Source organism: Sphingomonas sp. (genome assembly GCF_036402235.1).
Taxonomy (GTDB): domain Bacteria; phylum Pseudomonadota; class Alphaproteobacteria; order Sphingomonadales; family Sphingomonadaceae; genus Sphingomonas.
In genome coordinates this window covers 1-14618 of the sequence record NZ_DASWTG010000084.1, presented here as the reverse complement: position 1 = coordinate 14618, position 14618 = coordinate 1, and the positions used below count along the sequence as shown (strand labels likewise).

Below are 14618 nucleotides of genomic sequence, written 5' to 3'. Positions count from 1 at the left end.
AATTGACTACAACAGCTTCTCGATATCCGCTGCGATATCCTCGGGCTTGGTCTGCGGGGCGTAACGGTCGACGACCTTACCCTCGCGGTCGATCAGGAACTTGGTGAAGTTCCACTTGATCCCCTCGGTGCCCAGCAGGCCGGGCGCCTGCTTCTTGAGCCAGCGATAGAGCGGCGCCGCATCCGGGCCGTTGACATCGATCTTGCCGAACACCGGGAAGGTCACGTCATAGGTCAGCGAGCAGAAGCTGGCGATCTCCGCCGCATCGCCCGGTTCCTGCGCGCCGAACTGGTTGCACGGAAATCCCAGCACCTCGAACCCGCGCGCCGCATAGGCGCGGTGCAGCGCCTCCAGCCCCGCATATTGCGGGGTGAAGCCGCATTTCGAGGCGACGTTGACGATCAGCAGCACCTTGCCGGCATAGGGCGACAGGTCGACCTGCGTCCCCTCCGGCGTGGTGACCGGGATGTCGGTGATTGCGGTCATGTCGGTCCCTTTCCGGCCGCGGGCTTCAGCGCGCGAACTTGCCCGCCATGCCGATGATGTCGTCGAGCGGATTGCCGTTGCCGTTGAGGTCAATGAGATTGCCGAGCCCGCCAAGCTCGCCGCCTGCCGGCGCGGCCGCGCCGCCGCCCGAAGCGCCGCCGCCGAGGATGCTCCCGAGCAGCCCGTCAAGGCCGCCGCCGCTCCCGCCGCCGGCAGTCTGGCCGCCCTGCTTGGCCATATAGCCCGCGACCAGCATCGCCAGGATCGGCAGCATCTTCTTGAGCAGGCCGGAATCGAGACCGGTCTGCCCCGCCGCATGGCTCGCGACCGTCCGGCTGACATCCTTCGACCCGAAGATCTGGCCGAGCACATCGTTCCCCTGATCCACGGGGGTCGGCTGAGCGCCCAGCACCGCGTCGAGCAGCCCGCCGCCGCCGAGCTGGCCCAGCAGGCCGCCCAGCCCTTCGACTCCGCCGCCGGCCTGCGCCTGCTTCTTGAAGCCGCCGAGGATTGCGGGGAGCAACGCTTCCGCGCCCGTCCTGGCGGTCTCGGGCGAAACGCCCAGATCCCTGGCCATCGATTCGATGCCGCCTGCCTGAGAAAGGATATCGGTCAGATTCATGCCTTTTCCCCTTTTCACTCCGGGCCGAGGCGGACCGGCTCACGGCCATCAATAGCAGTCCGGGGCAGGCACGCGAACCGTTGCGTTCAGCGCGTGCCGATCTCCTCGGCCGCGATCGTCCCGAACACGTCCTCGAACGCCACCAGCCCGCCGCCACCGATGCCGGCGGGCTGCGGCGGAAAGCGGCTGTCGAGCGAATTGTCGCGATTGTCGCCGAGCATAAAGAGGCGGCCCGGAGGCACCTGCACGGGCGGCATCTCGTCACCGGACGTGGCGCCCGTGTCGAGCACGCGATGCGGCATGGCCTCGCCCGGAAGCTGCTCGGCCCGGATCTGCGCGCGATTGCCCGCGATCTCGAGCGTGCCGGCGGGGGACTGCTGCACCGGCTTACCGTTGAGGACGACCAGCCCGCCCCGCATCTCCATCCGGTCGCCGGGCAGGCCCGCCACCCGCTGGATCCACATGGAATCGCCGACAGCGAAGACGACGACGTCGCCGCGCCTCAGCTCCTGTGCCGGCTTGCGCCGCGCGGTGAGCGATGCCCCCTCACGGATCGCCGGCGCCATGCTCTCCGACGCGGCGTAGAAGCGCCGCCACGGAAGGGGCCAGCGCGAATCGCCCCCGAAGATCACCGCCCCGCCATAGGCCGCGACCCCGGCGACGGCGATGCCCGCGGCCGCCACGGGGACGACCCACCATTTCACTCCAGCACGCCCTCATGCAGCCGCACGACGCGGTCCATCTTCGCCGCGAGCCGCTCGTTGTGCGTGGCGATCAGCGCTGCCGCCCCCTCGCCGCGCACCAGCCGGAGGAATTCGGCGAGCACCACGTCCGCCGTGCTCTCGTCGAGATTGCCGGTCGGCTCGTCCGCCAGCACCAGCGCAGGCCGGTTGGCGAGCGCGCGCGCCACCGCGACGCGCTGCTGCTCGCCGCCCGAAAGCTGGCTCGGCCGGTGGGTGAGCCGCGCGCCGAGGCCGAGCGCGGTGAGCAGCGCTTCGGACCGCGCGCGCGCGTCGGCAAAGGTGGCGTCCTGGATCAATTGCGGCAGCTCGACATTCTCGAGCGCGTTGAAGTCGGGCAGCAGGTGGTGGAACTGATAGACGAAGCCGAGCTTGTCGCGGCGCGTGACGGTGCGCTGGTGGCTCTCCAGTTTGCCCACCTCGACCCCGGCGATGCGGATCGATCCCTCGAACCCGCCCTCGAGCAGGCCCACCGCCTGGAGCAGGGTCGACTTGCCCGAGCCGGACGGGCCGAGCAGCGCGACGATCTCGCCCTGCCCCACGGTCAGATCGACGCCGCGCAGAACGTGGATCGTCGCTCCGCCCTGGACGAACGCGCGCTTTAGGCCCGTGGTCTGGAGGACTGGCTCAGTCATCAAATCCACCGTTCGGGCTGAGCTTGTCGAAGCCCTGCCTTTCTACCTCGAGGGAAAGGAACGGCCCTTCGACAAGCTCAGGGCGAACGGGTGCGAGCGAACTACTCATAGCGCAGCACCTGTACGGGGTCGGTGCTCGCCGCCTTGAAGGCGGGATAGAGCGTGGCGAGGAAGCTGAACACCAGCGCCATCAGCGCGATTCCCGCAATCTCGACCGGGTCGGGCGCGGCGGGCAGCTCGGTCAGGTAGCGCATCGACGGATCCCAGATCTGCTGCCCGGTGACGAAGCCGAGGAAACCCAGCACGCCCTGCCGGAAATACAGCAGGATGAAACCGAGGATCAGCCCCGCGACGATCCCGAGTGATCCAATCACAGTGCCTACCGTCACAAAGATCTTGATCAGCCCCATGCGGGTCGCGCCCATTGTACGCAGGATCGCGATGTCGCGCGTCTTGGCGCGCACCAACATGATCAACGAGGACAGGATGTTGAACACCGCCACCAGGATCAGGATCGACAGCACGGTGAAGGTCACCAGCCGGTCCACCGCCAGCGCCTCGAACAGCGTAGCGTTGAGCGTGCGCCAGTCGGTGAGCTGGCCGACGCCCGCGACCTGCTTCGCCAACGGCGCGAGGATATCGCCGACCTTGTCGGGTTTGTCGGTGTCGATCTCGACCATCCCGACCGTGTCGCCCATCAAAAGGAGCGTCTGCGCATCCTCCATCGGCATGACCACGAACGCCTTGTCATAATCATAGACCCCGATCTCGAAGATCGCGGCGACGCGGTAGGACACGATCCGCGGCACCGTACCGAACGGGCTGGTCAGCCCCTGCGGGCTGAGCAGCGAGACGCTGCTGCCCGGCGCCGCGCCGAGCGACTGCGCCAGCCGCGACCCCATCGCGATGCACTCGCAGCCCGGGGTGAGCTGCTTGAGATCCCCGGTCAGCACATTCTTGCCCAGCGTCGGGTTGGCGCGGATATCGGACACGTTCATGCCGCGGACCAGCACGCCCTCGACCCGGCCCTGGAAGCTCGCCATCAGCGGCTGCTCGATCAGCGGGGTGGCGCTGGTTACGCCGGGAGTCTTGCGCGCCTGCGCGACGATCTCGCGCCAGTCGCGTAGCTGCCCGCCATAGCCCTGCACCACGGCATGGCCGTTGAGGCCGGTGATCTTGTCGAACAGCTCCGCGCGGAAGCCGTTCATCACGCTCATCACGATCACCAGCGCGGCGACTCCGAGCATAACCGCGACCAGGCTGATCGACGCGACGAGGAAGATGAACGCCTCCCCCCGCCCGGGCAGGAGGTAGCGGCGGGCGATCATCCGCTCATATCGGGAAAGCAGCATATGCGAGCCTGTTAGGGTGGTGCGAGGGCGCGCGCAATCTGTGCTGTTGCCAAATAAACACAGGATGAATGCAAAGCGCGGCGGTGACGTCATAGCCCCGTGACAAGCGCGCAGGGCCATCCTAGCACATCCCTACGAAGCGCAGGCAATGGCCGTGGTTCGGGGAGGCTCTCCCGTCCCGTTCTTCTCCAGGAAGGATGTGTGGGCAGGAAGGCCACAAGGGGGCTGACGAGGCATCGTCACGCAGGCGCCCGGGCTGGAAACGGCCCGGGCGTTTCCGCGTCTGGGGTAGCTCCGTCGCCCCAGCGAAAGCTGGGGCATCGCGCCACGAAGGAATCGCTTGTGGAGGGAGACCCCAGCTTTCGCTGGGGTGACGGTTCTGGAGGTTCGGGGAGGAACCGCAGGAGCCTGGTTGCGGCCCCTCCCCTGGTATCTGTCGCCCGCGCCGGCCTGTTCATGAGTCAATCGCGGGGACGGATACGTCTCAGAAACTCAGCCCCACCGTCACGCCATAGGTGCGCGGGTCGCCGACATTGCCGGAGATCAGCCCGGTGTTGCCCGGCGTCGTCGCCAGCACGTCGAAATATTGCTTGTCGAAGACGTTGCGCATCCAGGTGAAGATGTTCAGCCCTTCATCGGTGCGGAAGCCGACGCGCAGGTTCGCCAGCGTGTAGCCGTCGATATCAGTGTAGATCGAGCGCGAGGCGTTGGACGAGAATTTGGACCGCGAGTTCGCGTCCACGCCCACATACAGCTCGCCGTCCTTGCCGAAGATCTTCACCGGCTGATTGGCTTCCGCGCCGTAGGAGAAGGCCCATTTCGAGATGCCGGGCAGCCACTGGCCTGAGATGTCGCACACCGCCGGGCTGTTGCCGCCGGGCACGCCCGGCGCGCCGATCACCGCGCCGCTGCCCCCGCCCGACAGCTCGGGCGGGCACGGAGCGTTGGTGAACTCGACATATTCATGGTCGGTATAGGCGCCGTTGACATAGAGGTTGAACCGCTCGCTCGGCCGGATCGAGAAATCCGCCTCGATCCCGCGGACCCGCACCTCGCCCGCATTGGCGAGATAGCCGCGCAGCGTGGTGTTCTGGCCGTCGTTCACCAGCGCCTGGTAATCCTTGATGATCGTCCAGAAGCCGGTGATGTTGAAGGTCGCCTTGCGGTCCCAGAACTGGGTCTTGGCGCCGATCTCGAAGTGATCGACCTTCTCGGGATCGACCTGGGCAAGCTGGGTCTGCGCGACGCCGGCGACCACCGGCACGCCGTTCAGGTTGAGGCCGCCCGATTTGAAGGTGTGCGCATAGGTCGCATAGAGCAGCACGTCGCGCGACGGCTTGTACGATGCGGTGAGATCGTAGGAGACGTTCCAGGCGCGATAGGCCTCGCCGCGGAACGCCTGGGGCTGCAGCGCGGCGCGCTGCTCCACCTGGCGCGGGTTGCCGCCGGTCGCGGGCACGAGGTTGCCCTGCCCGTCGCGCACGATCGACACATAGTCGCCGACCTTGTCGTCGTAATTGACGCGGATGCCGGGCGAGAGCGTGATCTGGTCGGTCAGGTTCCAGTTGAGCTTGCCGAACAGCGCACCGCTGAAGTTCTTGAGGCGGATATCGTTCTCCGCCGTCAGCCCGTCGAGCACCGTCGGGTCGTTCGACAGCGCGTTGCTGGGGTTGATCAGCCAGCGGCTCGCCGCCGGGCCCTGGCGCTGGGTGCCGGTGGTGTGGATATTCTGGTAGAAGGCGAAGGCGCCCAGCACATAGTCGAAGCCGCTGCCCTCGCCGGCGAAGCGGAATTCCTGGGTGAACTGGTCTTGCCGCGTGGGGTTCTGCGACAGCGTGGTGATGGGAAGACCGGTGAAGTCGCGGTCATTGGCTGGCAGCCAGTCCCAGAAGCGCCATGCGCTCACCGAGGTCAGGGTGCCCGAGCCGAGCTGCCATTCGGCGCGCAGCGAGACGCCGCCCAGCGTGTTGCGGGCGTTGAGGTCGGCGTCAAGATCGGTCAGCCGGTCGAACGGGTTGGTGCTGGGCGGGGCATAGCCGAGCGCCGCGGTCAACGCCGGATATTGCCGGTTGGCCGCCCGCTGGGTCGGCCCGTACTTCACATAGATCTGCGCGCAGCATTCGGGATTCTGGCGGCTGAAGTCCGCGCTCAGCGTCAGGTCGAGATTGTCGGTCGCGCGCCACAGCAATGTGCCGCGCAGGCCGATATTGTCCTGCTCGTTGACGTAGTTGCCGGTGGCGACGTTGAACACCGTGCCACGGCGGCTGGTCGCGGCGACGCCAAGGCGCACCGCGACGTCCTCGCCCAGCGGGCCGGAGATCGAGGCCTTGGCCTGCTTGAACTCGAGATTGCCGACCGACAGCTCGGCGCGGCCCTCGAAGTTGAAGCTCGGCGCCTTTGACGTGATGTTGATCGCGCCGGCGACGGTGTTCTTGCCGTAGAGCGTGCCCTGCGGCCCGCGCAGCGTCTCGATCTGGGCGACGTCGAGGAAATCGAGCGTCGCGACCGCCACGCGGCTGAGATACACCTGGTCGATATAGACGCCGACGCCCTGGTCGATGCCGTCATTGGTAAGGCCGAGCGGCGCGCCGAGCCCGCGGATGTTGACCGACGAGTTGCGCGGGTTGGTCGAATAGAATTGCAGCGTCGGCTGCAGTTGCGCGAGGCGCGCGACGTTGAAGCTGCCGGTATTGTCGAGCTCCTTCACGCCCACCACGCTGATCGGGATCGGCACGTCCTGCACCTGCTCCTCGCGGCGGCGCGCGGTGACGACGATGTCGGCCGAGGCCGAGCTGCGCTGCACGTCCTCCGGATCGCGCTGCGTCTCCCCCGGCACGGTCGGGCGCTGGGCTTCCTGCACGGTGACGTCGGCCGGCGGCGTCTCCTGCGCGAGCGCGGCGGACGAGGCGCTGGCGAGCAGCAGGAATGAGAATGTCTTCAGGCTCACTTGATGGCTCCCCTTCGTGGTGTCCCAGGTAAACTCCACTAGGTTGATGGGGTTTAGCCAGAAAGCGATTCTATTCCTACCTAGCCAATAGGCTTTACACCGTAATTGCCACACGTTTCGCCGCGCCCTTGAAACCCGTCACCGACATCCCAAATCAGCGATGCACGGCGCCTCCGGGGCCGCGCAACTTGGCATCGCAGTTGAACTGGATGCCACAAGACGTTGAAATTGCTCATTGGAGGATTTGAAACATGCGTCAGATCGACTTGACCCCCTTCCGCCGCTCGGCGATCGGCTTCGACCGGCTCTTCGACATGCTCGAAGCGACCGCACGCCAGTCGGGCAACGAGAATTACCCCCCCTTCAACCTCGAGCGGATCTCCGACGACCGCTACCGGATCACGATCGCCGTTGCCGGCTTCAAGCCCGACGAGATCGAGATCACGGCGCAGCAGAACCTGTTGCTGGTCGCCGGCAAGAAGGCCGAGTCGCAGGACAACAATCCCGCGCAGATGCTGCATCTCGGCATCGCCAATCGCGGGTTCGAGCGCCGTTTCGAGCTGGCCGATTTCGTGCTGGTCGAGAGCGCCAACCTCAATGACGGCCTGCTCGTGATCGAGCTGGTGCGCGAGGTGCCCGAGGCGATGAAGCCCAAGAAGATCGCCATCGGCACCGGTGGCGAAACCGGCGACGGCGCCGCGATCGAGCACCGCTCGGTCGGCTGAGCAGCCGCCCGCCCAAAGGGCGGCGCGTTCCTACCCCCTTGCGTGCCGTCCCCCGGGGGCGTCCGGATATCCGTCCGGGCGCCCTTTCTGTGCGCGGGTCATACCGATCGATGTCAGGTGAATTTGCCCTGAAGTAATCCTCCCCTGCCAGGGGGAGGTGGCATGCGCAGCATGACGGAGGGGGCGGATGCCAGAACGAGAGTTTGGAAGTCCTCCCCCTCCGACGCCTTCGGCGCCACCTCCCCCTTGCGGGGGAGGATTTCAACCGCCCACATGCTTGCCTCCCGCCACTCCCTCATGCATCCCCATCCTCCCGCCACACGGCAGCTGAGAGGTTCTTCGAATGCCGTCCGACGGCTTCCGTTTCGACACCTTCCACCTTGACCCCGGCAATCGGCGGCTGACGCGCGGCGGTGTGCCGGTCGAGCTCAACGCCCGCTATCTCGATGCGCTCCTGCTGCTGGTGCGCGAACCGGGGCAGCTCGTGACGAAGGACCGTTTCATGGCCGAGGTGTGGCGCGGCGTTCCCGTCACCGACGAAGCGCTGACCCAATGCGTCCGCACGCTTCGCCGACAACTCGGCGACGATGCCGCCAGCCCGCGATTCATCGAAACGGTGCCCAAGCACGGCTATCGATTCATCGCCGCGGTTGCGGAGACGGCCACCGCCGCCGCGCTTCCCCCCGATCCGCCGCCCGCCTTGCCGCGCCGGTGGGACGAGGCGGCGCTCACCGCCGGGTTCGGCATTCTTGGCGGAAGCATCGCGGGGCTGATCGGCGGATTGATCTACGGCTTCGCCGCCACCGCGCAGCCGGCACAGGCCGGTGCGGCTTCGGCGCTGCTCGTGCTGCTTTGCGTCACCTTGCTGCTCGCCACCGTGGGCGCGGCGGGGGTCAGCATCGGCATCGCCGCGGCCAATGCACTGGCTGACCGGCCGTGGCGCTGGAGCGTCGCCGGCGGGGCCGCGGGCGGACTTGTCGTCGGAGTCCTCGGCAAGATGCTCGGGCTCGACGCCTTCTCCTTGCTGCTCGGCCAGTCGCCGGGGGACATCACCGGCGGGTTCGAGGGCGCGTTGCTGGGTGGCGGCGTCGGGCTGGGACTCTGGCTCGCCCATCGTGGGGGCCGGCCCCGCTTCCGCCGCGCCGCGTTGCTGGGCGGTATTGCCGGAGGTGTTGCCGGCCTGCTGGCATCGCTGCTCGGCGGGCGGCTGCTGGCAGGAAGCCTGGCGCTGCTTGCCGCGCAATTCCCCGCTTCACGCCTTCGCCTCGACGGGATCGGCGGCCTGTTCGGAGAAGCCGGGTTCGGCCCGATCAGCCAGGCGCTGTCGGCAACGCTGGAAGGCACGCTGTTCGGCGCCTGCGTCGTGGGCGCGATCGCCCTCGCCCGCCGGGAACGACGGAGTTGAGCGCTTTCGCACCCCACCACCGTCATGCTGAACTTGTTTCAGCATGACGGCAAAGGAAGGAGGTGGCGGTAGCGCTTAAACCAGTCGGCTCTGACGCACCGCGGCTTCGATGAAGCTCGCGAACAGCGGGTGCGGGTCGAACGGCTTGGACTTGAGCTCGGGGTGGAACTGCACGCCGACGAACCACGGGTGGTCGGGGCGCTCGACGATCTCGGGCAGCATCCCGTCGGGCGACATGCCCGAGAAGACCAGCCCGCCCTGCTCCAGCGCGTCGCGATAGCCGGTGTTGACCTCGTAGCGGTGGCGGTGGCGCTCGCTGATCTCGTCCGCGCCATAGATCGATCCGACGACCGAATTGCCGGCGAGCTTTGCCGGATAGGCGCCGAGCCGCATCGTACCGCCCAGGTCGCCGCCTTCCTCGCGCTTCTCGATGCCGTCCTTGCTCATCCATTCGGTGATGATGCCGACCACCGGCTCCTGCGTCGGGCCGAACTCGGTCGAGGAAGCGCTGGCGATCCCGGCCATGTTCCGCGCGCCCTCGACGCACGCCATCTGCATGCCGAAGCAGATGCCGAAATAGGGCACTTTCCGTTCGCGCGCGAACCTCACGCTGGCGATCTTGCCCTCGGCGCCGCGCGATCCGAACGCGCCGGGCACGAGGATCGCGTGGCACGATTCGAGGTTCGCCGCGACCTCGGCATCGTCGCCGGTCTCGAACAGCTCGGCATCGATCCAGCGGATATTGACCTTCACGCGGTTGGCGATGCCGCCATGGACCAAGGCTTCGTTGAGCGACTTGTACGCGTCCGGCAGGCCGACATATTTGCCGACCACGCCGACCGTCACCTCACCCTCGGGGTTGAACAGGCGATCGGTGATCTCCGTCCAGCGGCTAAGGTCCGGATCGGCGCCCGGCTCGATCCCGAAGGCGCGCAGCACTTCGCTGTCCAGCCCCTCGGCATGATATTGCAGCGGCACCGCATAAATGCTCGGCGCGTCGAGCGCGGGGATGACCGCGCTTGCCGGCACGTTGCAGAATTGCGCGATCTTGGCGCGCTCGCCCGCCGGCAGCGGCTTTTCGGCGCGGCACACCAGCACATCGGGCTGGACGCCGAGCGAGGCCAGCTCGCGCACGCTGTGTTGCGTCGGCTTGGTCTTCAGCTCGCCGGCGGCCGCGATGTACGGCACCAGGGTCACGTGCACGCTGATCGATCGGCCGCGGCCGAGCTCGTTCTTGAGCTGGCGGATCGCCTCGATGAACGGCAGCGATTCGATGTCGCCGACGGTGCCGCCGATCTCGCACAGCACGAAATCGAGATCCTCGGTCTCCGCCTGGGCGAAGTCCTTGATCGCATCGGTGACGTGCGGGATCACCTGCACCGTCGCGCCGAGATAGTCGCCGCGCCGCTCGCGCTCGATGATCGTCTTGTAGATCCGGCCCGAGGTGACGTTGTCCGACTGGCGCGAGGCGACGCCGGTGAAGCGCTCGTAATGGCCGAGATCGAGGTCGGTCTCCGCCCCATCGTCGGTCACATAGACCTCGCCATGCTGATACGGGCTCATCGTGCCCGGATCGACGTTGAGATAGGGATCGAACTTGCGGATGCGGACCTTGTACCCACGCGCCTGGAGGAGCGCGGCGAGGCTTGCCGCCATCAGGCCCTTGCCAAGCGAGGAGACCACGCCGCCGGTGATGAAAATATACCGCGTCATGGGAGTCACCGCTTAGCCTTTATGCACGAGTTGGGGCAAGCGCCCGACTCCGGGCGCCGCCGAAAAAATCTGTCGAAAAGCCCGCTTACTTGGCGAGCGGGACGGCGCTGTTGTCGGCCGGGGTCACGGGCGCGGTGGCCGGCTGGGTCACCGGCGCAGTTCCCGAAGCCGGCGCGGTCTGCGCGGGCACGGTGATGCGGCTGGTATCGATCGTGCCGGCATTGCGAGTCGCCGCCAGCGCCGCGAGCAGGATGCTCATCGCGATGAACAGCGTCGCCAGGATCGCCGTCGCGCGGGTCAGGAAGTTCGCCGCCCCGCGCGCCGACATCAGGCCCGACGGGCTGCCGCCCGTGGTCAGGCCGCCGCCTTCGGACTTCTGCATCAGGATCACCGCGACGAGCAGCGCGGCGATGATGGCATGGACGACGAGGAGGAAGGTGAACAGCATGTCGGTCTTTCGCGGGAAAGCGGCGACATAGTGGAGGTGGCCGCCGCGATCAACCGGGCAAAGCGCGCTGGACCATGCGGTCGCTCAATCCTCCCCCGCCAGGGGAGGTGGCAGGCGCAGCCTGACGGAGGGGGAGGAAACAGCCGCCAGCGGATAGGATCCTCCCCCTCCGAGGCGCTCCGCGCGCCACCTCCCCCTGGCGGGGGAGGATTCGCTGATCCGATCGGCGCAACTTCTGCGCGAACGTCACAGTTCCGGAACATTTCGGCGCAGCACTGAAACCCGGGGGCTTGCAGGGCGTTAATGTCCCGGAAAGCCCGGCTCCTTGCGGGCCTGTAACCAAAAGACGAGTGCCATGCGATGAACGCCATGAGCGACCAGTCGCTATACAACTGGAAGAATACGCTGATCGACTATGTCCGGTCAGGGGAGCCCGATCTCACCAACCGGCAGATGGCGCTGATGCTGCTCGTCTATCTCGATTCCGGGCCGCATACGGTGCGCGGGCTGGCCAAGGCGCTCAACGTCTCGAAACCCGTGGTGACGCGCGCCTTGAACAGACTGGGCGCCCTCGGCTATCTGCGCCGCCAGCGCGACGAGACCGACAAGCGGAACATCTTCGTCGCACGTACACCGGAAGGGGCGGAGTTTCTTGCAGAATTCGGGCAATTCGTCACCGGCGACGGCCACGCCGGACAACCAGCCAGGCATCGCGCGTAGCCGATTCGCGCTGACCGGCCGTTCGGTGCGGATCGATCCGCGGACCGATGCCGCCCGCCGCGACCTTGCCGACGTCCGCCTCGCCGACCGTGTCTTTGCGCCGCATTACGCTGCGCCCGTCCCCTATGTCGTGATCGCAGCGGCCCCGCTCCGCGCCGCCAAGGAAGCCGATGCCGAGGTGCTGGCGCAACTCGCTCCGGGCGAGGTATTCGAGATGCTCGAGCTTTCCGCCGGAACCGCCTGGGGCCGCGCGCCTGCCTCGGGTCTCGTCGGCTATGTCGACGCCGCGCAGTTGAAGGTGGCGGCATGAGCATCAGCGTCTTCATCGACGGCGCCGCCGGCACCACGGGCCTCGAGATCCGGGAGCGGCTCGCGACGCGCAGCGAGATCGCGCTGATCGCGCTCGACGACGCGGACCGCAAGGATGCTAAGAAGCGCGCCGAGGCGCTCAACAGCGCCGATTTCGTGATCCTCTGCCTGCCCGACGACGCCGCGCGCGAGGCAGTCGAGCTGGTCACGAACGAGCGGACCCGGATCATCGACGCATCGACCGCGCATCGCGTCGCCGACGGCTGGGCCTATGGCTTTGCCGAGCTGGAGCCGGCGCAGGCCGCGGCGATCGCCGAGGCACGCTATGTCAGCAACCCGGGTTGCTGGCCGACCGGCTTCCTCGCGCTGGTGCGTCCGCTGGTGCGCGCCGGCCTCATTCCGCCCGACTGGGTGCTCACCGCGGGCGGCGCCTCGGGCTATTCGGGCGGCGGCAAAGCGATGATCGCCGAGTTCGAGGATGGCAGCGAGGCCACCGGCTATCGCGCCTATGGCCTCAACCTCGAGCACAAGCATCTGCCCGAGATGCAGAAGCATGCGCGCATCGATCATGCCCCGATCTTCCAGCCTGCGGTCGCGCGCGCCTATCGCGGCATGTTGATCGAGGTGCCGCTGCCGCTGCAGGCGCTGCCGCGCAAGCCCGCCCCGGCGCAGATCGAGCAGGTGCTGGCCGACGCCTATCGCGATTCGCCGATCGTGCGCGTGCTGCCCGCCGACGATATCTCGCTGGTGCGGATCGAGGATGATGCCGGCACCGACCGGCTGACCATCCGCGTGTTCGGCAATGCCGAGCGCGGCCAGGCCCGGCTCGTCGCCACGCTCGACAATCTCGGCAAGGGCGCCGGCGGCGCGGCGGTGCAGAATCTGAACATCATGGCCGGGTTCGATCAGACCGCCGGCCTCGTGCTTTAGTACGATAAACCGCAAGGCGCTTCGCAACCCGGAAATCCGCTGCTAGGGCGGGCGCGCAACGCGACTAGGGAGGATCGATGCGACAGCCATTCGGCAAATTGCTGCTGTTCGGAGCGACGGGGGATCTGTCGCAGCGGATGCTGATTCCGTCGCTCTACGGCCTGCATGCCGATGGTTTGCTTCCCAACGATCTGACGATCACGGGGACCGCACGGTCAACGCTGTCAGATGCCGAGTTCCGCGAGTTCGCCGCCAAGGCGCTCGACACGCATCTGCCCGAGGACCGCAAGGACAAGGGCGCGATCGCCGCATTCCTCGACCGGCTGCAATATCAGGCGCTCGATGCCGCGGATATCGAAGGCTATGCGACGCTCGCCGAGAAGCTCGGCGATATCTCCAAGGGCCTCGCCATCTTCCTGTCAACCGCGCCGAAGTTCTTCGAGCCGACGATCAAGGGCCTCGCCTCCGCAGGCCTCGCCGGCAGCAACGTCCGCATCGGCCTCGAGAAGCCGCTCGGCACGGATCTCGCCACCAGCCGCGAGATCAACGACGCCGTGGCGTCGGTCTTCCCCGAGGACCGCACCTTCCGCATCGATCACTATCTGGGCAAGGAGACGGTCCAGAACATCCTCGCGCTGCGCTTCGGCAACTCGTTGTTCGAGCCGATCTGGAACGCCGCCGGGATCGACCATGTCCAGATCACCGTCTCCGAGACGGTCGGCCTCGAAGGCCGCGCCGGCTATTATGACGAGGTCGGCGCGCTGCGCGACATGGTGCAGAACCATATCCTGCAGCTGCTCGCGCTGATCGCGATGGAGCCCCCTGCCCGCTTCGACGGCACCTCGATCCGCGACGAGAAGGTCAAGGTGCTGCGCTCGCTCCGCCCGATCGCGGGGCGCGACGCCGGCGACCTCACCGTTACCGGTCAGTACACCGGCGGCGCCTCTACGGGGAAGATCGTCGCCGGCTATGCCGAGGAGCTCGGCAAGGACTCCCGCGCCGAGACGTTCGTCGCGATCAAGGCGCATGTCGACAACTGGCGCTGGCAGGGCGTGCCCTTCTACCTGCGCACCGGCAAGCGCATGACCGAGCGGCGCTCCGAGATCGTCGTCCAGTTCAAGCCGGTCCCGCACTCGATCTTCGCAGAGCGCGGCGGGGTGCTCCAGTCGAACACCCTCATCATCCGCATCCAGCCCGAGGAATATGTCCGCCTGCTGGTGATGGCCAAGGAGCCCGGCCTCGACCGCGAGGGGCTGAGGCTGCGCGAGGTGCCGCTCAACTTGAGCCTCGAGCATGAGTTCGCCGGCACGCGCCGCCGCATCGCGTACGAGCGGCTGCTGCTGGACTTGCTGGAGGGCGATCCTACCTTGTTCGTGCGCCGCGACGAGGTGGAGGCGCAATGGGCCTGGATCGACGCGATCCGCGCCGGCTGGGACACCGCCGACGTCAAGCCCAAGCCCTATGCGGCGGGCACCTGGGGACCGAGCGCCGCGATTGCCCTCACCGAGCGGGATGGCGTGACGTGGAACGAGTGATGGCCCCCTTCATTCCTCCCCTTCAGGGGAGGTGGCACCGCGTAGCGGTGA

The 14618-nt window shown here is 67.3% G+C and carries 14 protein-coding genes; 6 read left to right on the top strand and 8 right to left on the bottom strand.

Translation table 11 applies throughout. From position 1 onward, the window contains the following. Window positions 1-6: 6 nt before the first annotated feature. The 6 genes from VGD28_RS17095 to VGD28_RS17070 form a co-directional block, all read right to left on the bottom strand. Window positions 7-486: a glutathione peroxidase gene (locus tag VGD28_RS17095; RefSeq protein WP_331029559.1), complete on the bottom strand. Its 480-nt coding sequence runs from the start codon at window positions 484-486 to the stop codon at window positions 7-9. A 25-nt stretch (window positions 487-511) separates the two neighbouring features. Next, window positions 512-1108 (bottom strand): DUF937 domain-containing protein, encoded by a 597-nt coding sequence (locus VGD28_RS17090; protein ID WP_331029558.1) that lies wholly within the window; start codon window positions 1106-1108, stop codon window positions 512-514. An 86-nt stretch (window positions 1109-1194) separates the two neighbouring features. Next, entirely contained in the window at window positions 1195-1812 is a 618-nt protein-coding gene (lepB, locus tag VGD28_RS17085) for a signal peptidase I (protein ID WP_331029557.1), read from the bottom strand. Further along, window positions 1809-2483, bottom strand: a complete 675-nt coding sequence (locus VGD28_RS17080; RefSeq protein WP_331029556.1) for an ABC transporter ATP-binding protein — start codon at window positions 2481-2483, stop codon at window positions 1809-1811. Before VGD28_RS17080 ends, lepB begins: the two co-directional genes overlap by 4 nt. Window positions 2484-2584: 101 nt before the next feature. Next, complete coding sequence (locus VGD28_RS17075) at window positions 2585-3835, bottom strand: lipoprotein-releasing ABC transporter permease subunit (protein ID WP_331029555.1); 1251 nt, start codon at window positions 3833-3835, stop codon at window positions 2585-2587. Between the two features lie 484 nt (window positions 3836-4319). After that, window positions 4320-6782, bottom strand: coding sequence for a TonB-dependent receptor (locus VGD28_RS17070; protein WP_331029554.1), 2463 nt, complete (start codon window positions 6780-6782; stop codon window positions 4320-4322). Window positions 6783-7033: 251 nt separating this feature from the next. Here VGD28_RS17070 and VGD28_RS17065 point away from each other — a divergent pair, with 251 nt between their 5' ends. Both VGD28_RS17065 and VGD28_RS17060 read left to right on the top strand, forming a co-directional pair. Further along, window positions 7034-7507 carry an Hsp20 family protein gene (locus tag VGD28_RS17065; RefSeq protein WP_331029553.1) on the top strand — a complete coding sequence of 158 codons (474 nt, stop codon included), beginning with the start codon at window positions 7034-7036 and terminating at the stop codon, window positions 7505-7507. Between the two features lie 343 nt (window positions 7508-7850). After that, window positions 7851-8912 (top strand): transcriptional regulator, encoded by a 1062-nt coding sequence (locus VGD28_RS17060; RefSeq protein WP_331029552.1) that lies wholly within the window; start codon window positions 7851-7853, stop codon window positions 8910-8912. A gap of 75 nt (window positions 8913-8987) precedes the next feature. Here VGD28_RS17060 and VGD28_RS17055 read toward each other — a convergent pair whose 3' ends face one another. Both VGD28_RS17055 and secG read right to left on the bottom strand, forming a co-directional pair. Continuing rightward, window positions 8988-10625, bottom strand: coding sequence for a CTP synthase (locus VGD28_RS17055; protein WP_331029551.1), 1638 nt, complete (start codon window positions 10623-10625; stop codon window positions 8988-8990). Between the two features lie 85 nt (window positions 10626-10710). Then, on the bottom strand, window positions 10711-11070 hold the full coding sequence (gene secG / locus VGD28_RS17050) for a preprotein translocase subunit SecG (protein WP_331029560.1): 360 nt from the start codon (window positions 11068-11070) through the stop codon (window positions 10711-10713). A gap of 363 nt (window positions 11071-11433) precedes the next feature. On the opposite strand from secG, the gene VGD28_RS17045 reads away from it, so the two are divergent. The 4 genes from VGD28_RS17045 (at window position 11434) to zwf (ending at window position 14567) form a co-directional block, all read left to right on the top strand. Then, the gene (locus VGD28_RS17045; RefSeq protein WP_331029550.1) at window positions 11434-11793 is read left to right on the top strand and encodes a MarR family transcriptional regulator; all 360 of its coding nucleotides are present in this window, start codon (window positions 11434-11436) and stop codon (window positions 11791-11793) included. A gap of 25 nt (window positions 11794-11818) precedes the next feature. Further along, a complete protein-coding gene (locus tag VGD28_RS17040) occupies window positions 11819-12103 on the top strand; it encodes an SH3 domain-containing protein (protein WP_331029549.1) in 285 nt (94 codons plus the stop codon). Then, window positions 12100-13032 (top strand): N-acetyl-gamma-glutamyl-phosphate reductase, encoded by a 933-nt coding sequence (argC, locus tag VGD28_RS17035; protein ID WP_331029548.1) that lies wholly within the window; start codon window positions 12100-12102, stop codon window positions 13030-13032. Before VGD28_RS17040 ends, argC begins: the two co-directional genes overlap by 4 nt. Window positions 13033-13109: 77 nt before the next feature. Further along, window positions 13110-14567: a glucose-6-phosphate dehydrogenase gene (zwf, locus tag VGD28_RS17030; RefSeq protein WP_331029547.1), complete on the top strand. Its 1458-nt coding sequence runs from the start codon at window positions 13110-13112 to the stop codon at window positions 14565-14567. Window positions 14568-14618 lie beyond the last annotated feature (51 nt).